At 65.3% G+C, this 16,635-nt stretch carries 13 protein-coding genes and 2 pseudogenes; 7 read left to right on the forward strand and 8 right to left on the reverse strand.

Annotation, left to right across the window (positions count from 1 at the left end):
* The first annotated feature begins 1,382 nt into the window (after positions 1 to 1,382).
* Complete coding sequence (locus tag AC5RUJ_RS00805) at positions 1,383 to 1,622, forward strand: hypothetical protein (RefSeq protein WP_494128423.1); 240 nt, start codon at positions 1,383 to 1,385, stop codon at positions 1,620 to 1,622.
* 70 nt (positions 1,623 to 1,692) lie between these two features.
* Here AC5RUJ_RS00805 and AC5RUJ_RS00810 read toward each other — a convergent pair whose 3' ends face one another.
* The 5 genes from AC5RUJ_RS00810 to AC5RUJ_RS00830 form a co-directional block, all read right to left on the reverse strand.
* Positions 1,693 to 2,694 (reverse strand): dioxygenase family protein, encoded by a 1,002-nt coding sequence (locus AC5RUJ_RS00810; RefSeq protein ID WP_494155548.1) that lies wholly within the window; start codon positions 2,692 to 2,694, stop codon positions 1,693 to 1,695.
* A gap of 45 nt (positions 2,695 to 2,739) precedes the next feature.
* On the reverse strand, positions 2,740 to 3,885 hold the full coding sequence (locus AC5RUJ_RS00815; RefSeq protein WP_494128425.1) for a maleylacetate reductase: 1,146 nt from the start codon (positions 3,883 to 3,885) through the stop codon (positions 2,740 to 2,742).
* A 3-nt stretch (positions 3,886 to 3,888) separates the two neighbouring features.
* Complete coding sequence (locus tag AC5RUJ_RS00820; protein WP_494128426.1) at positions 3,889 to 4,815, reverse strand: alpha/beta hydrolase; 927 nt, start codon at positions 4,813 to 4,815, stop codon at positions 3,889 to 3,891.
* Between the two features lie 63 nt (positions 4,816 to 4,878).
* Entirely contained in the window at positions 4,879 to 5,415 is a 537-nt protein-coding gene (locus AC5RUJ_RS00825) for a flavin reductase family protein (protein ID WP_494128427.1), read from the reverse strand.
* 1 nt (position 5,416) lies between these two features.
* Positions 5,417 to 6,637: an acyl-CoA dehydrogenase family protein gene (locus tag AC5RUJ_RS00830; protein ID WP_494128428.1), complete on the reverse strand. Its 1,221-nt coding sequence runs from the start codon at positions 6,635 to 6,637 to the stop codon at positions 5,417 to 5,419.
* 422 nt (positions 6,638 to 7,059) lie between these two features.
* Between AC5RUJ_RS00830 and AC5RUJ_RS00835 the strand changes: the two genes are divergently transcribed.
* The 4 genes from AC5RUJ_RS00835 (at position 7,060) to AC5RUJ_RS00850 (ending at position 11,936) form a co-directional block, all read left to right on the forward strand.
* Positions 7,060 to 8,163, forward strand: a complete 1,104-nt coding sequence (locus tag AC5RUJ_RS00835; RefSeq protein ID WP_494128429.1) for an ABC transporter permease — start codon at positions 7,060 to 7,062, stop codon at positions 8,161 to 8,163.
* Positions 8,164 to 8,242: 79 nt separating this feature from the next.
* Positions 8,243 to 9,334, forward strand: coding sequence for a sugar ABC transporter substrate-binding protein (locus AC5RUJ_RS00840; protein ID WP_494128430.1), 1,092 nt, complete (start codon positions 8,243 to 8,245; stop codon positions 9,332 to 9,334).
* Positions 9,335 to 9,357: 23 nt separating this feature from the next.
* Entirely contained in the window at positions 9,358 to 10,923 is a 1,566-nt protein-coding gene (locus AC5RUJ_RS00845; RefSeq protein WP_494128431.1) for a sugar ABC transporter ATP-binding protein, read from the forward strand.
* On the forward strand, positions 10,920 to 11,936 hold the full coding sequence (locus AC5RUJ_RS00850; RefSeq protein WP_494128432.1) for a helix-turn-helix domain-containing protein: 1,017 nt from the start codon (positions 10,920 to 10,922) through the stop codon (positions 11,934 to 11,936). The genes AC5RUJ_RS00845 and AC5RUJ_RS00850 overlap by 4 nt, the downstream gene beginning before the upstream one ends.
* A 551-nt stretch (positions 11,937 to 12,487) precedes the next feature.
* On the opposite strand, the pseudogene AC5RUJ_RS00855 reads toward AC5RUJ_RS00850, so the two are convergent.
* Positions 12,488 to 12,628, reverse strand: a pseudogene (locus AC5RUJ_RS00855) (helix-turn-helix domain-containing protein); the annotation flags it as partial.
* 771 nt (positions 12,629 to 13,399) lie between these two features.
* On the opposite strand from AC5RUJ_RS00855, the pseudogene AC5RUJ_RS00860 reads away from it, so the two are divergent.
* A pseudogene (locus AC5RUJ_RS00860) lies at positions 13,400 to 13,564 on the forward strand (rhodanese-like domain-containing protein); the annotation flags it as partial.
* Positions 13,565 to 13,856: 292 nt separating this feature from the next.
* Here AC5RUJ_RS00860 and AC5RUJ_RS00865 read toward each other — a convergent pair.
* Both AC5RUJ_RS00865 and ychF read right to left on the reverse strand, forming a co-directional pair.
* Positions 13,857 to 14,225 carry a zinc ribbon domain-containing protein YjdM gene (locus AC5RUJ_RS00865; protein WP_494128433.1) on the reverse strand — a complete coding sequence of 123 codons (369 nt, stop codon included), beginning with the start codon at positions 14,223 to 14,225 and terminating at the stop codon, positions 13,857 to 13,859.
* On the reverse strand, positions 14,218 to 15,303 hold the full coding sequence (gene ychF / locus AC5RUJ_RS00870; protein WP_494000361.1) for a redox-regulated ATPase YchF: 1,086 nt from the start codon (positions 15,301 to 15,303) through the stop codon (positions 14,218 to 14,220). Before ychF ends, AC5RUJ_RS00865 begins: the two co-directional genes overlap by 8 nt.
* Positions 15,304 to 15,381: 78 nt before the next feature.
* On the opposite strand from ychF, the gene AC5RUJ_RS00875 reads away from it, so the two are divergent.
* Positions 15,382 to 16,593 carry a DNA recombination protein RmuC gene (locus AC5RUJ_RS00875; RefSeq protein WP_494128434.1) on the forward strand — a complete coding sequence of 404 codons (1,212 nt, stop codon included), beginning with the start codon at positions 15,382 to 15,384 and terminating at the stop codon, positions 16,591 to 16,593.
* Positions 16,594 to 16,635 lie beyond the last annotated feature (42 nt).

The following is a 16,635-nucleotide window of genomic DNA, read 5'->3' on the forward strand; positions in this document are numbered from 1 at the left end:
CAACCTACGGGGTGCGTCTCCGGGACTGGGTAGTGCTGTCCCTCTTAGGTAGCGCGCGCCGCCGCAGGAGCACCGACATGGCGACAATAAAGAAAAGGATGTACAGCCATGCGGGGATTAGCCGCGCCCAGACGGGGGCGGATACGAGGATCAGAATCAGATTCGCCACGGTCAGCCCGAGTAGACAGATCGCAAAGGGCCACCACAGGGGGTCCGGCTTCCATGTCGCCATGCCCCGAGCCTAAACCTGAGGAGGAGGGAGGGGTACCTCCTTCGGCCGGCTATGGTCCCGTCCGCCTGCATAGCCATCGCGAAAGCGTGCGGCCACACCCTACAGCACAGGAAACCATGATGACACCGAGGACAATTGCGGCATGCCGGGCAGCCTTCGCCTCGACTGCTGCGCCTGGCCGCTAAGAACACGTGTTCTTAGCGGCTATCGCAAAAGGTCCGAGGGAGATCAGGAACTACACATTGAATCTAAATTCAACCACGTTCCGTAACCGAATAACCTCTTGGAGTGCGGCCTTCGGAAAGTCTTCAGGTGGCTAATGTCCTGCTCGCTCCCCACGGAGTTCGTCAAACTTTGAACGGTCCTCGGGCAGTCCTTTGATCAGACTAGCCGACACCTGGCTCGACGCCTCCAGAACATCATCAGGATCTGTGTCGCGTCGATCTCGGTAGAGGTCTTACCGGGCGTTACCTCCGCTCCGCCGTAATGCAAAGTCTCAGCCAGGTTGCGAGGCTGAGACCGGCGCTTATAGCAGCGGCGCTCTGTGTTAACCCCAGCTCGATACGTCGATCAGTACGAGAGTTCACAGAAGCAGCCTATTGAGTACTCAGTAAGCACTCAATAGGGTGCTTCACGAATTTAGGGTTTGCGCTCTAACATCTGGTGACGGTTTTGTCACAAGAGCCGCCAGCGTCGGGGCTCGTCTCACTGGGCTGGGAGAACGTTCCGTAGCCGAACAACCTTGAGTTCATGCACCCAGTCATGTGCGGAACCTGCCACCGGGACTAGGCTGGTTCCCCCGGTACTGATCACGGAAACCGCGTCGGAACCACAACAGCACTGAGCGAGGTTTAATGCGAACGTGCCATCGACAGGCTCCGGCGATCAAGCAGGCGCACGAGTGGCTCGCGGCGTGGTCGGCTCCGAAGGAAAACGCCGGCGCGACGTGGCCGCATGCGACCAGGGCCCGGCTGACCTGTCTCCTTGCGCGGATCGCCGCGCACTCTCTCAGACGTTGACAATAACGGGCTTACACCGGACCCGACGCGGCCGCCAGAGTCGTCGAGCCGTCTTTTAATCGTAGACCTTTCGCCACAGCCAGGCCGGCCGGACCGGTCTGAGTTTTTTCAGCCGGGACCGGCCTGCCAACTTGATAATCCCTCTCTCACTGCGGAAGTACGAGGCTGATACCTGGTTGCTGGCTGCCGCCGTGCCGGCCACCGCCGATCCGTTGGAGCACCTCGCCAGCCGGCGTCCCGCCGTCGGGGCCCATTCACAGCCGTTTCGCCTCGGCGGCCGTCCGGCTGACCTGGCCTTCGCCGAACTCTGGCAGTTCCCGCTGCCCACTGCACTCCCCTCCCTGCTGCCACAGTCCTACTCCGCCGGGTGAGACGGCGACCGGACAGCACCACGCCGACACGTGCTCATCGACACGGCCGGGCCGTGCAGGTCCTCGTCACTCAGTCCAGGACGGCCGCGACCGCCGCCTGGGGGTCCCGGTCCTGGGCGGCTGGCGCGAGGACGATGTCGAATCGCACCGAGCTCCAGTCTCGGTCGCCGAGCTCCCGCCCGTCTGGGGTGGGAGTGCCGGCCGGTTGGATCACGAAGTCCTTGATCAAGGACTCCTTGACGCCGAACACCGAGTCTTGGTCCAGGTAGTCACAGCCATTGACGAAGATGTGTGTCACCAAGGTCCGGAGGTTCTCAGCGGACACCATGAAATGCAGATGGCTGGTGCGCATCGGCGACCGTCCGACCGATTGCAGCATCTTCCCGACCGGACCGTCATGAGGGATCGGATACGGCGTGGGGGTAATCCCCCAGAACCGGTAGGTGCCGTCAGGTTCGCTGAACAGGTGGGCGCGGGCTGCTGTGCGACCGTCCCCGTACTGCACGTCATAGAAGCCGGCCTCGTCCGCTTCCCAGACCTCGATACGGGCGCCCGGCACCGGGTTTCCGTCAGTGTCTGTCACGCGGCCTTCGACCCAGCACGGCCGGCCATGGGCGCCGAAGGCCATGTCTTCACCGTTTAGGATGAGCGGCGCGCCATCCACGAAGAACGGGCCGAAGACGGTGGCCTCCGTCGCGTCCCCGTGGGCCTCGTTGTTGATGGCAATCGTCTGCATGGACAGGCCCAGAGTGTCCGACAGAAGGACGAACTCCTGGCGCGCGTCCGTGGTAATGTGACCCGCCTCGGTCAGGAACCTTACGGCGGCCTCCCATTCCTCCTCACTCAGGCGGACTTCCCGGGCAAAGGCGTGGAGATGCCGGACTAGCGCCTGCATCAGCTGCCGGAGCCGCGGGGATGGTGTCGATTCGAAGGACGAGACGACTTCATCCACCAGCGCCTGTTCACGCGCGGCTTGCTCGCGGGACACCGATACGGTGCGGCCGCCCTCATCGTTTCCTCCTCGGGAGGGCGAACGGCTTTCTGACGTGTCGGTAGTGGTCTCAGCGGTCATCTCGGTCCTTTCGTCGGCCGGAGCCGGTTCGATCATGGCGGGTCATTAGGAAGCCGGGACAGCGAGGTCCCGGGACTCCCGGTTGAGGACAGGAGTGAACCCTGCCCACGCGGCATAGAGCAAAGAGGCCAGTGACTCCTCAGTGACCCTGACAGGGTTGGAATCAGGCATCGCGGGCAGGCAGCGCGCCACGGCATCGAGCAGGTGGTTTTTGTCCAGCCCCACGGTGGCCAGGCTCCGCGGCGCATCGAGCCGAGTGCGGAGGTCCTCCAGGGCATCCACAGCGGCCTGACCAGGATCATGCCCCACGCTGGCCCCGGTGGAACCCAGTGCAAGGGCCAGCCGGCCAGCCTCTGTGGGAACGGACGGCGCGTTGTGGGCCAGGACGTGGGGCAGCACCGCAGCGTGCATCGGGGCATGGGGCAGTCCGAAGGCCCCGCCGAGCACGTGACAGATCTTGTGGTGCATCCCTGATCCGGCGCCGGCGAAAGCCACGGCCGCAAGGTAAGCCCCGTGCAGACAATGCTCACGCCCCCCGAGATCCTCAGGGTCAGCGGTGACAGCGGACAAGCCAAGTGCCAGCATCCGGGCCCCGTCCAAGGCCATGGCCTGGCTGATGGGATCAGTCCGTGGTGCCCAGAGCGAATCCACGCAGTGGGCGAGCCCGTTGAGTCCCGAGGCCACCGTGAGGCTGACAGGCAATGACATCGTCAGCTCCGCATCGTAGATGACGACGGCAGGCAGGACGCGGGCATGGGTTCCGGTTGTCTTGACGCCGTTGTCCGTCAGGCCCCAGACATGGGTGGCCTCCGAACCGGCATAGGTCGTCGGAACAGCGACGATGTCCACGTCGAGCTCCATGGCGATCGCCTTGGCTAGACCGATGGCAGAACCGCCGCCGACGGCGATCACGAGGTCGATGGCCTCAGCGGCCGCTGCTGCCCGTGCCCGGAGGGCCAGTTCGAGGGGGACGTGCTCCCGCACCTCGTCCCAGCGCAGCACCACTGATTGGCCGGCGGCGATCCTGTCTGCCACCGCGGCCCCCGACTGTCCCGCGATGAGCATGGTCCGCCGACCCCCCAGGCGGTCCGTTTCCTCGGCGACGACGCGGACCGCCTGGCCAGTGCGGAGGACGACGCGTTGCGCGAGGGTGTCATGAGCGTAGGCCAGCCGACCGAGGTCCCGCCTCACCGGTCACACCGACCGTTCTTCACGGACCCAGGCGGCAATGGCCTCCACGGTCTGCAGGCTCGCGGGCAGGACGTTGATGAGACCGAAGAAGGTGTGCATCTGCCCGGACACCGGCCGATGCTCGACCGGTGTGCCGTTCTCCAGCAGCTTAGATGCGAACTCCTCACCCTCGGTGCGCAGGATGTCATGCTCGGCTGTGAAGACGAGCGTCGAAGGAAGACCGGCGAGATCTGCAGTATGCAGTGGAGCGACCCGTGGATCCCTCCGGAGATCCTCGTCGGGAAGATACAGTCGCCAGAACCATTCCATCAGCGACCTGTTGAGGATCGTCTGCTGCTCCGGGTCATGGAACGAGGGACGTGATGTGTCGGAGTCGACCGCGGGCACGACGAGTACCTGCCCGTCGATCTTCGGCGCGCCGGAATCCCGGGCCCGGATCACGGCGCCGGCGGCGAGATTAGCCCCCGCGCTCTCACCGGCAACGACCAGCCTCCTACCCGCGGCACGTTGTCCGGCCCATCGCACGGCGGTCCACGCGTCCTCCGTGGCGGCGGGAAAAGGGTGCTCGGGGGCCTTGCGGTAGTTCACCAGGACGACTTCGGCCCCACTGCGGGCCGCCAACTCACGCCCGAGGGTGTCGTAGCCATCGATGTCATCGAGCACCCACCCTCCGCCGTGGAAGAAGACGACCGTCGCCGTGACCGTCTCGGCGGGACGGAGGACGCGCACCGCGAACCGGGAGGAGTCGTCGTTCTCCAGGCTCAGGTTTTCAACGGCGTGCATCTCCGGCCCGGTGCCCAGTTGTGCACGCCCACTGGAGGCCATGGCACGTGCCTGTTCGACCGGCATTTCCCACAGGGGTGGGGCTCCGGCGGGGATACTGTTCGCCATGGTCCTGAGGAAGGTCTGGGTCGGCTCATCGAGGGCCATCTTGCACTCCAATCTCGGGGGTCAGGTGACTGCGGGGCGCAGTCCTCACGTCAGCGGCGGTCGTCACTCAAGGCGGCTGCCCTCAGACAACCGGTGCCACGAGCGGTTGTGGTAGACGAGGGGGTCCCCGGCGGTGTCATCTCCACGGACATTGGCCTCAAGCACCTCCAGGGCCACGATGATGGAACCGGCAACGTCCATCCGCTCGATGACGTGTCCACGCAACCACGCCGTGGCATCCAGGAGGACCGGCTCTCCCGTGCGGAGCCGCCCCCACCGGGTCGGTGCGGCGAATCGGTCGATGCCGCGGGTGGAGAAGGTCTGGGCCAGCTGCAGGTGCGAGGACTCCATCAGGTGGACTACGAGGGTCTTGGACTCCCTCAATTTCTCCGTCGCCGAGGAGAACGCCGAGAGGGAGAAGACCACCACCGGGGGGTCAGCGGACACGGAGATTACAGAGGTGGCGGTGAGCCCGACCGGCCCGTCACCAGCGTCGCCCGTGATCACCGAGACACCGGCCGGGTAGTGGCGGAAGGCGTTCTTGAAGGCATCGACCGCCTTCGCGGAACGGCTCTTGTCCACATCGACAACGATGGTCATCTCAGGCCTCCTGCCGAGGGTCCGAGAGGGAGAAGAACACCCAGTCCGCCCCCTCTGCCAGACCGGCGAGCTGCTTGCCGACTTGCTGGAGCACGACCGCCCCGGAGCTCACGTGCTGGGTGCCGGCGTGCATGTCGCGGAAGTAGCGCTGCAGGTCTCCTTCGCGGAGCGCGGCTGTGGCCGCCCACTTGTACACCGTCATGCAGACCTCGTGCGCGGTCCACGTGGCGTTGTTGAGTGACAGCCGGGTCAGGCTCTCCTGGTGCGTGGACAGTGCCTCGCCACGGTCGAGCGTTGCTTCATTGTCCGCCCAGGTCTCCAGCAGGAACGCACGGGCTGCCCGCATCTTTGCCTCGGCCTGGGCGTACTCCGCATAGAACTGGTCGGTCGTGGTGCCGTCTCCCGGCCGCTGCGACTTGACCTTCGCCAGCTTGCGCATCTCCTCAAGCAGTCGGGCGCCCATCCCGAGTGCCCAGCCACCATGCTGAATTCCGGACATGTTGGCCAGCCCGACCTCGTAGATGGCCCCGCCATGCAGCGGCTCCTTGGTGGCCACGTGGTAGACGTGGCTCTCGGGCACGAACACATCGTCAATGCTGTAGTCGTCCGAGCTGGTGGCGCGAAGGCCCATCACGTCCCAGTTGTCGATCATCGTGCATTGCGATTTCGGGAGGGTGAAGATCAGGGCCTCGCCCTCGTCACTCATCGCCGCGGTGTGAATGACGTCCGCCAACTGGGAGCCGGACGCGAAGTGCCAGCGACCGCTGAGGCGGTAGCCGCCGTCAACCTTGACCGCTTGACCGAACTTGGTCCCGTGTCCGGCCATGAGCGGGTAATCCGGGTCGGAGAAGTACTCCCGGGCCGCTTCCTCACCGAGATACGCGGCCGTGGTTCCCGTGATCATCTGCACCGCCATGACAACCCAGCCGGTAGCGGCATCCATGGCGGTGATCCGCTCGATGACCCGGATGACCTGCCGCGGTGAGAACTCCATGCCCCCCAATTCCCGGGGAACACCAATGTCGAAGACCCGTGCGTTCTTTAACGCCTCGATCGTGCTGGGCGCGAGCCGTCCATACTTGTCGTGGTCTGCCGCGTTGGCCCGGACCGTTGCCTCGATGCCGTCCAGTCGAGCCATCATCTCGTCGAAGCTCTCGCTGACGTGCAGCCGGCCCGACCGGGCGCCCTGGCCAACCCGGATGTCGTCTGAAACTGCGGTCATGTCACTGCCTTTCTCGTGAACGCCCGGCGGCAGATGCCGTGGACGTTGCTCCAGTAAAGGCCGCGAGTGACGCGTAACACGTTGCGAGCAGATGCGTGTCCGATCTGGCACAGGATCATGTCGCTCTCAGTCAAGCCCGGACCTCGCGGACCGGGCGCCCTCCGGCCACATCTGACCCAATTTGGCCCCTGGCGCCCGGATCAGCCCGCGGGTCGTGTGCGGTAACGGACATACCTCCGGACCCCCTCGGTGTACTGGAGCGGACATCGGCCTTGCCTGTACGAGACGTAGTTAGGGCCTCCGGCCAGCGACCCGACACACCTGAGCATGATGTATGTCACATCTCAGGGCGCTTTTCGCAGCGCCCCGACCACCCGGCGCCTTTGCGGTAGTTCAGGGGTCGCAGCCCCAAAGGAGAGAGTATGACGGAGATCATCCATGCCGACTCGCAAGGTGACCGCGTCCTCGCGCCACCGGCGACCACGTCTGATCAAGCCCGGTCCGATCGGTCCGGCACCAGCAGTCCGGACCGCCCCTCTCGGGGAAAGCGCGGCTCAGGCATCCTGTCCGCCATCGCCAGGCAGGAGTACCTGGGCGTGGCGATCGCCATCGTGGTTCTGATCCTCTTGATCGGTGCGTTCCATCCACGCTTCCTGGCCTTCGACCAGCAGATGTCGATCCTCGGGAATGCAGCGTACATCGGCATCCTGGCGTGTGGCATGGCGTTCCTGCTCGCGATGCGCGAACTCGACCTGTCCGTGGGGTCCATGTTCGCGATGACCGCACTCGGGTGCGCCATTCTCATCCAGTCCGAGGTGAATCCATGGATGGCCGCCGTGCTGGCCCTCGCTTTGGGGTCGGCGCTCGGGTACATCAATGCCCTGCTCATCCGGTACGTCCGGCTGCCGTCGATCGTGGCAACGCTCGCGACCCTGGCTCTCTTCCGCGGCTTCGGCCTCGCCTTCAGCGAGGGCCGCCAGATCCTCGGCGCTCCGCTCGATCACTCCTTCACCCGGATCGTCGGCGGCTCGGTCCTGGGCGTCCCTGTTCCCGGGCTGGTGCTCATCGCCGTCGTGGTGGTGCTGACGCTCGTGCTCCGGGTCACCACGTTCGGCTACCGGGTGCGGGCCATCGGATCGAATCCCGAAGCCGCTGCCTTCAGCGGCATCCCCGTCCACCGTGTCCGGACCCAGGCATTCGTCCTCACCGGATTCCTCGGGGGCCTTGCCGGCGTGCTGAGCGTCGGGTACCTGGGATCAGCCGACCCCAACACCGGCACCGGCTATGAGCTGCAGGCCATTGCAGCGGCGGTGATCGGCGGAACCGCCCTCGCCGGTGGCCGTGCCACGATCGTTGGCGCCTCCCTCGGTGCCATCCTCCTCGGCGTCGTCGCCACTGGACTGGCCTACTTCCGGGTCCCGATCCAGTGGAACCAGTTCGCCCTCGGCGCCGTGATCCTGCTCGCCGTCACGCTCGACGCCTTCGTCCGCAATCGCCGCGCCAGGAGCGCGCGGCCCGCCCTCTGACCCGGCACACCACGTCCACCCATCACCCCACCAGTTCGCCCGGCAGGACCGGATGACATATCACCTGAGGAGAAACCCCATGAACCGCACCACGAAACTCACGGCGCGGCGCGCCCGCTTCGGTACGCTGGCGATCGCCGCAGTGCTCGCCACGACCCTGGCCGCCTGCGGCAGCCAGGCTGCCGGCCACGAGGTCGCCGGCAGCAAGACAGCAGATGAGATCCGACTGGCCTTCATCGGCGCCGACGGGAGCCAGAACTTCACCCAGGAGATGCTCAAGGGGGCGGAGGCCGCGGCCGAGGAATTCGGCGTCGACGTCCAGCTCCTGGCACCCACGTCGCTGGACGGACAGGCTCAGGTGCGCATGATGGAGGACGCCATGCGCACGGCCCCAGACGGCATCGCCATCATGAGCCTGACCCCGGACCTCCTCATCCGCACCCAGGCCACCGCAGTGAAGCAGGGCATCCCGGTCGTGTCCGTCGACGTCCCCGCCCTTGAGGGCAGCAACGTCACCACCCACCTCGGCAACGACAACGTCGCCGCCGGCGAGCTTCTCGCCAAGGAAGCCATCCGCCTGCTCAAGGAAGAGGGCGTCACGAAGGGTAGTGCCGTGGTCGCGAGCCCGATCCCGGGAGTGCCGACGCTTGACCTGCGCGCCCAGGGCATGAAGGACGCCTTCGAGGCCGCCCTGCCGGACTTCACCGTGGTGGGCCCCGTGGCGTCTGCCCCTGACCCGACCGGCAACTCGAGCGCCTGGAAGAACTTGGTCGATGCAAACAAGGACGCCACGGTCTTCATGGACGCCGGTGACGCCGGCCTGGCGTCCCTGGCCCGGATCAATCGTGAGAACGGCGGCAATTTGCTCACCGGCGCCTTCGACCTGAACGACGCCGGTCTGGAAGCCGTAGCCGATGGCACGAACTTCGCCTCGGCGGACCCGCAGCACTTCCTCAAGGGATACATGTCCACGAGGGCCCTGATCGAGAACGCCCTGGGTGAGCGCGAGCTCACGAAGGGCTGGTGGGTCCTTCCCACGCAGGTGATCACCCAAGACAAGGTGTCCGCGGTCATCGAGCGCCAGGCGGGCAGCAACGCGGAGAAGCTGGAGTACTTCCGCCCGCAGATCGAAGACATTGACTCGAACCCTGAGATCCGCGACCTGCCGTAGAGCCGATAGTAAGGAGCGAGGACATGCTGAAGGTAGAGGGAATCCGCAAGAGCTACGGCGGGATTGTGGCCTTGGCCGGCGTCGACCTGTCGGTCGACAGGGGCAGTATCCACGCCCTGCTCGGAGAGAACGGTGCCGGGAAGTCGACTCTCGTGAAGGTGCTCGTCGGTGCGGTGCGGCCAGACGGGGGTACCGTCCGGCTGGACGATAGGGAGAGCAGGCCGGAGGACTCCGCCGATGCCGTGTCGAGCGGGATCGCCGTGGTCTCCCAGGAGCTCAGCCTGTTCCCGGACCTGGATGCACTGGCCAACCTCTTCCCGATGAGGGAGATGCTCCGGTTCGGGATGGTTAACCGACGGGCAATGCGGGCACGCGCCATTCCCGTCCTGGCTGAGCTGGGCCTGGACGTGGATCTCGACGAAGCAGTCGGCGACCTGCCATTGGAACAGCGTCAACTCCTCGAGATCGCACGGGCGCTGTGCACTGATCCCCGGGTGCTGATCCTGGATGAGCCGACGTCGGCCCTGCACGAGTCGGCGACCGACCGGCTGCATCAGGTGCTGCGCCGGCTGGCCGACCGCGGCGTGTCCATCGTCTACGTCTCCCACCACCTGGAAGACGTGCTGGATGTCTGCGACACCGTCACCATCATGCGCGACGGCCGGGTGGCGGCGCCGAGCGTCCCTGCCGCGACCCTGACCGTCGACAAGATCGTGGCGCAGATGCTCGGCGACAAGGCCGCTGCCGCGATGGGCCGAACCGCAGCCCTGGCAAACGTCTCGGCCCACCTACACGAGGGGGCGCTGGAGTTCTCCGGAGTCACAGTGGCCGGGGAAATCGAGGATGTGAGCTTCTCGGCCCGGAGGGGGACGATCATCGGACTCGCGGGAGTGGCCGGCGCCGGGCACCGCACAGTGCTCGGCGTCGCGGCCGGCGTCGTCCGCAAGGATCGCGGAACGGTCAGCCTCCCGGACGGTCGCGCGCTGGGCCAGGGCCTGCGAAACACCATTCGCCAGGGCGTCGCGATTGTCTCGGGTGACCGCAAAAGATACGGCGTCATGCTCGACAAGCCGGTGTGGGAGAATATAGCCCAGGTCGGCTACATTGGACTGGGCCGCCGCGGGACCCTGGTCCAGGCAGGCTCCCTCAGGGAACGGGCGCGGGTCCTCGTGGAACGGCTCGGGATCAAGACAGCCTCGGTGGAGCAGCACGTCGGCACGCTCTCCGGTGGGAATCAGCAGAAGGTCGTCTTCGCGAAATGGCTGGAAGCGGACCCATCCGTGATCCTCCTGGACGACCCCACGCGCGGCATCGATGTCGGTGCCAAGACCGAGATCTACACGGTCATGCTGGAGCAGGCCCGAGCCGGTGCCGTCCAGGTCGTCGTCTCCTCCGATCCCCTGGAACTGTCCGCCATCTGCCACGAGGTCATCGTGTTCCATGCCGGCCGGGTTCGAGGTTCGCTGCGAGGGGACGAGCTCAATGCGCACAACATCCTGGAACTGATGAACTCCAATGAAGAGTTGACGCAGCTCGCTTCGGTATCATTGAGCAATTCCGACATGGACCCGGACAAGGCGGCCCTATGACACACCTGCTCCGCAATCGCAACGTGGATTCCGCCTTGGAGTCGGCATTGTTCATGGATGAGCATGGGGTCCAGACCGTCAGTACCCACCATGTCGCCCCCAACCTGCGCAATGCCGTGTGGGAGGCTCAGAACCGCAATCACCTGATCGGCCTAAAAGCCGGCTCACCCTCCACCACCGGTCTCATGGGGTCCATGCGCAGCGCCGTCGTTAACGGCATGTCGGTGGCAGACATCACCGGCAACGCGCACACCGTGGAGCGTACCCCGGCCATGGCGCAGCGCATGCAGGGCGAATCGTTGATGTTCACCTACGTCCTGTCTGGCGAGTCATTCCACTTCAACGGAACCTCTCCGGTGCTCGTCAAGCAGGGCGAGGTCGCGGTGTACGACTCCGACAGTCCGTTCATGCTGGGGTTTTCCGAGGGGATGCATGCTGTTGTGGCAACGGTCCCCCGATACCTCCTGGCCGACGTCGGGATGGAGGATGCGTTCCGGTCACTCAAGGTCATGCGGCACTCCGGGAGCAGTCTGGAGAGCCAAGCTACTCGCCGTCTCCTGGATGTCCTCCAAGGGGCGTTCGAACCGCCGGCCGGAATAGATCCGCACGATTTCGGCGACCTCTTTGTGGGTGATGCGCTGCGCGCAATGCGCCAGTTGTCCGGCAAGCATCGTGACACTTCGAATGACTACTACAGCGAGGCGATCGCCTATATCGATGACCATCTCGGTGCACCGGACCTGTCCGTGGTCGAGATTGCTGCAGCCCTAAACCTGAGTGCGCGCCATTTGAGCCGCGTCTTCGCCGCCGTTAATTCAACGGTGGCCCAGGAGATCCAGCACCGTCGGTTGAAGTGGGCGTGGTCGATGCTCACGTCACCTGATTGCCGCCTCATGTCGGCCGCCGAGATCGCCGAGCGCTCAGGCTTCACGTCGGCGTCGCACTTTTCCCGGACGTTCCGCCAACGCTTCGATATGAGCCCCACAGAGGCCAGGCGGGAAACCATCGCCTGATGACGGGCACCCCGGGCACCCGTCCGTAACGCGCGGTCATCGTCGTCCAATCCGGTGTCTTGCCGGCATTCCCGCCTCAACTCGCCGGGTTGGACGACGGTGATAAGATGCCCGCGGCCTTGCGGGACTGGACGGTCTCCGGCCAGGCACTGCAGAATGTACAGTTCCCCGTTCTTGCCCCTTTCAATGTCCATAGGCCAGCCGCAGTGGCCCCCGATCGCCACCACGCCGCGTGGCCGTGACCACGCCCGCGATGGCCATGAGAATGAGCGGCACGTCCTGGTGGGCGAAGTCCCGCCGCAGTTTCCCTGTTGCCTTGCGCGGTCCAGCAGTTCACTCAGCGCGTTGGCCGACCGGTCGCGTTCTTCCTCGAAGGCCTTGGCTGTCGGAAAGGTCATGGTCAGGACATCTGCGAAGCTGCGATCGTTCGCCTGCATCCGGCAGACACGCTCAATGTAGGTGCAGAAGCCTTCCCACGGTTCGGGGTTTGCGAGGGCTTCGTCGATCGCTTTGGAGTAGGCATGCATCTTTTCTGTGAAGGCGGCCGCCACCAGATCATCCCGCGTCGGGAAGCGTCGGAACAGGGTAGCGACACCCACGCCGGACCGCCGGGCGATCTCATTGGTTGAGACATCCCAGTTGCGCGTTGGGGGGCGTATTTGCCGTAGATGCGCGCGATAGCCTGTCCCCATCGCGATACTCCCCCACCGATACCCCGACAGCCGTTCAACCAGGAGGCAGTGACGGGCTGTGACAGCGAAACAAGCCCGGCGCGCCCTGTCTGTCTCATCAAACGGGTCAACCTCGACCGAATCGAGGTTGAGATCGTCTCAAAGCGCGGATCCGCGGTCTTGATGTCGAAGGACGAGAAGTGTCGACTCAGGGCATAACCGGCATCCGGTGCGACGGATCGAGCGTTTCAGCTCAAGGAGGCGGACCCCCACGGCCAACGCGGCTGGCCCGCCCACTCAACCGCGTTCAATCTAGCGCCGCTGTCACTGTCATACCTTTCTGCAAAGCTATGACACTGGCAGCGGAGGTGGTTTACCAAAAGCGTCGTCGGTGGGCAGGTCATTTTCGATCTCACGCTGAACGTCCCTCTCGGTTGACTTCGCCATATCGGCGTAGAAGCCTCTTTCGGTGAACCCAGCCTGCAAGTCCTTCGCGATAGCTCGCGACCAACGAGGCAAGGCCGCGGGGACACGATGAGCTTGCTTCCTCCATCCCCTTGAAAATGACGACCAAAGTAGCTCATTATTGCGCTTCACAGTGGAACGACCGGCCCATCAGCAGGCAAAGCGAGGAAAACGGTGAAGCAGTGTCATATCTCCGACGACGGCGCCGCGACCCGTCAACGCAGTTTAGATCCCAGCGATTCTCCCGGGACTCTTACGATCGACCAATTGCTACTTGAGAGCCGCATCGGGCTTGAGCGTGTTCACGCTTCGGATCTGGAGCGGGAGGTGGCAGCAGGCGCCCTTGTCGTTGACACACGACCGGTCGACCAGCGAGACCGCGACGGTGATCTTCCGGGAGCGGTCGTTATTGACCGAAACGTTCTCGAGTGGCGGCTCGATCCTTCCAGCCCCCACCGGCTCGCGACCGCTGACGACCCCGCTCGGCGGATCGTCGTCGTCTGCAATGAGGGCTACAGTTCCAGCCTCGCTGCACACCCTGCAGCGGCTGGGACTGACCCGTGCGACCGACCTTATCGGCGGTTTCCAAGCCTGGGCAGTACTGCGCAAGCAGCCCGACTAAAAAGCGTGTCAGGGCGGCGGACCGTTTCCTCGCCAAAGGTTGGCCGGCGCCGAGGCCCGGCCGCAGATAGCGCAGTTGACGACGCATCGACTGGTTCCGATGATCCAATTGTGGACAGGCCCGTCGACGACGAAACCTTGGTCCATTGTGAATGGCCGCGGGTCAGAGGACCTTTTTCACCACGCTGGACTTCAGTTGCATCCGCCCAAAGCCGGGAACGGTCGCATCAATGTCGTGATCGCCCACGCCATCCTCAATGAGTCTGATGCCGCGCACCTTCGTGCCGACCTTCACCACACCGCCACCGGCGCCCTTGACCTTGAGGTCCTTGACGATCGTGACCGTGTCACCATCGGCGAGCACATTGCCAACAGCATCCTTGATCGAAGCGGCCTCGGGCGTGGTCTCGGCCGTGGCCTCCTCCGAGTCTTTTGGCCACTCGTGCCCGCACATCGGGCAAACCAGCAATGCGCCCTGCTCGTAGGTGAACGCCTCGTGGCACTCCGGGCAAGCCGGCAGAGCGTCAGACATTGAAGCGGAACTCAACCACGTCGCCGTCGACCATCACGTAGTCCTTGCCTTCGATCCGCACCTTGCCGCGGGCCTTGGCCTCGGCCATCGACCCCGCCTCCACCAGATCGGCAAACGAAACCACCTCTGCCTTGATGAAACCGCGCTGGAAGTCCGAGTGGATCACGCCGGCCGCCTGCGGCGCGGTGTCGCCGCGGTTAATGGTCCAGGCGCGCGCTTCCTTCGGCCCGGCCGTCAGATAGGTCTGCAGGCCCAGCGTGTGGAAGCCCACCCGCGCCAGCTGGTCCAGCCCGGACTCGTCCTGGCCGTTCATCTCGAGCATCTCGCGGGCCTCTTCCTCGTCCAGCTCCACGAGGTCAGCTTCGAGCTTGGCATCCAGGAACACGCAGTCGGCGGGTGCTACCAGCCCGCGCAGCTCGGCCTGCCGCTCGGGGCTGCCGAGCACGGCGTCGTCGACGTTGAACACATAGATGAACGGCTTGGCGGTCAGCAGGCTCAGTTCCCGGAGGTTCTCCATGTCCAGTTTGTCGCTCTCGACGGAGGAAAAGACGGTGTCGCCGCGCTCCAGGACTTTCTGCGCCGCCTGCAGGGCGGCCAGCTCCGCAGCGTCGCGCTTCTTGATCTTGACTTCCTTCTCCACCCGCGGGAGGGCCTTCTCCAAGGTCTGCAGGTCGGCCAGGATCAGCTCGGTGTTGATGGTTTCCATGTCCGAACGCGGGTCGACCTTGCCGTCCACGTGGACCACGTCGGGGTCGTCGAAAACACGGATGACTTGGGCGATCGCCTGCGCTTCGCGGATGTTCGCCAGGAACTGGTTGCCCAGCCCCTCACCCTCGGAAGCCCCCTTGACGATGCCGGCAATGTCCACGAAGGACACGGTCGCGGGCAGGATCCGCTGCGACCCGAAGATCTCCGCCAGCTTCTCCAGCCGCGGATCCGGCAGCGAGACCACGCCGACGTTCGGCTCGATGGTGGCGAACGGGTAGTTTGCCGCGAGCACGCTGTTGCGGGTCAGTGCGTTGAAGAGGGTTGATTTGCCGACGTTGGGCAGTCCGACGATGCCAATAGTTAGAGCCACGGTAGTCAAGGATACCGTGGCCCGGACACATCGGTCCGCGTGCCGGATTTTGTCCGAGGCGGCTGGCATGGTGAAGGTATGGATGCATCGCATGTACTTCTCGCCCTTCTGGCCCTGTTCGTGGGCGCCGCCGCCGGCGCCGCGGCCGTGGCCGTCCTTCTCCGCCGCCGGCTGGCGGATCTGCAGGACGCCGCGAAGGACGACGGCGACCGGCTGGCAGAGCTCTCGGCCCGCCTCGCCGGGGTGGAGGCGGAGCGCCGGATGCTCGCCGAGCAGAATACACAGCTCTACGCCCAGGACGAGCAGGAGAACACCGTGCTGCGCGCCCTGATCCCGGTCGGTGAGAAGCTCAAGCTCGTCCAGCAGCAGGTCAGCCTGCTGGAACGGGACCGGGTGGAGCAGTTCGGCCAGTTGGCCGAACAATTGCGTGCAGCCCAGCGCAGCGACGAGGCGCTGATGCGTTCCACGCAGACGCTCGCCTCCGCGCTGCAGTCGAATTCCGCCCGCGGCCAGTGGGGCGAGGTGCAGCTGCGCCGGGTGGTGGAAGCTGCCGGCATGCTCGCCCGGGTGGACTTTGACGAGCAGGTGCACCTCGCCGGCGCGGACCGGACCGGCCGTCCGGACATGATCATCCGGCTGCCGGGTGGAAAGTCCATCGTCGCGGATGCCAAGGTCCCGCTGCGCGCCTACCTGCAGGCCCAGGAAATTCCGGCGGCCGCATCGGCTGCCGAACAGCAGCAACGGGTGGATCTGCTGAACGCCCATGCCAAGGCGGTGCGCGCGCACGTGGACGCCCTGGCGGGGCGGAAGTATTGGGAGAACCTGCAGGCTTCCCCGGAGTTGGTGCTCTGTTTCCTGCCCTCGGAGGCGGTGCTCTCCGCCGCCCTGCATGCCGATCCCGGCCTGCTTGACCACGCCTTTGCCCGCAGCGTTGCGTTGGTCTCCCCCGTCTCGCTGCTGGCCACGCTGAAGTCGGTGGCCTTTACCTGGCGGCAGGAAGTGCTCAAGGACAACGCACGCGAGATCTTCGACCTGTCGCGCCAGCTCTACGAGCGGCTCGGAACGCTGGGCGATCATGTCACCCGGCTGGGCTCGTCGCTCAAGAGCTCGGTCGAGCGCTACAACTCGTTTGTGGGGACGCTGGAATCAAGGGTGTTGCCGACGGCGCGGAAGATCTACGCCTTCGACGGCACGTCCTTGGAGGAGCCCGCCGCCCCGGCGGCCCTGGAGAACACGCCCCGGCTGCTCTCGGCCCCCGAACTGATTGAAGGCCGGGACCCGGCCGCGTAACAGGGCGGGCAGCGCCAGGCCAGTGACGCTGCGGCCGGCGCC

The sequence above is a fragment of the Arthrobacter sp. Y3223164 genome, assembly GCF_059091005.1.

Bases quoted from the DNA above. Each gene is read 5' to 3' on its own strand.
- AC5RUJ_RS00835 (WP_494128429.1), top strand. From the start codon at position 7,060: ATGACGGAGATCATCCATGCCGACTCGCAAGGTGACCGCGTCCTCGCG.
- AC5RUJ_RS00820 (WP_494128426.1), bottom strand. From the start codon at position 4,815: ATGGCCCTCGATGAGCCGACCCAGACCTTCCTCAGGACCATGGCGAAC.
- AC5RUJ_RS00850 (WP_494128432.1), top strand. From the start codon at position 10,920: ATGACACACCTGCTCCGCAATCGCAACGTGGATTCCGCCTTGGAGTCG.
- AC5RUJ_RS00840 (WP_494128430.1), top strand. From the start codon at position 8,243: ATGAACCGCACCACGAAACTCACGGCGCGGCGCGCCCGCTTCGGTACG.
- AC5RUJ_RS00810 (WP_494155548.1), bottom strand. From the start codon at position 2,694: ATGACCGCTGAGACCACTACCGACACGTCAGAAAGCCGTTCGCCCTCC.
- AC5RUJ_RS00865 (WP_494128433.1), bottom strand. From the start codon at position 14,225: ATGTCTGACGCTCTGCCGGCTTGCCCGGAGTGCCACGAGGCGTTCACC.
- AC5RUJ_RS00825 (WP_494128427.1), bottom strand. From the start codon at position 5,415: ATGACCATCGTTGTCGATGTGGACAAGAGCCGTTCCGCGAAGGCGGTC.
- AC5RUJ_RS00845 (WP_494128431.1), top strand. From the start codon at position 9,358: ATGCTGAAGGTAGAGGGAATCCGCAAGAGCTACGGCGGGATTGTGGCC.
- AC5RUJ_RS00830 (WP_494128428.1), bottom strand. From the start codon at position 6,637: ATGACCGCAGTTTCAGACGACATCCGGGTTGGCCAGGGCGCCCGGTCG.
- AC5RUJ_RS00875 (WP_494128434.1), top strand. From the start codon at position 15,382: ATGGATGCATCGCATGTACTTCTCGCCCTTCTGGCCCTGTTCGTGGGC.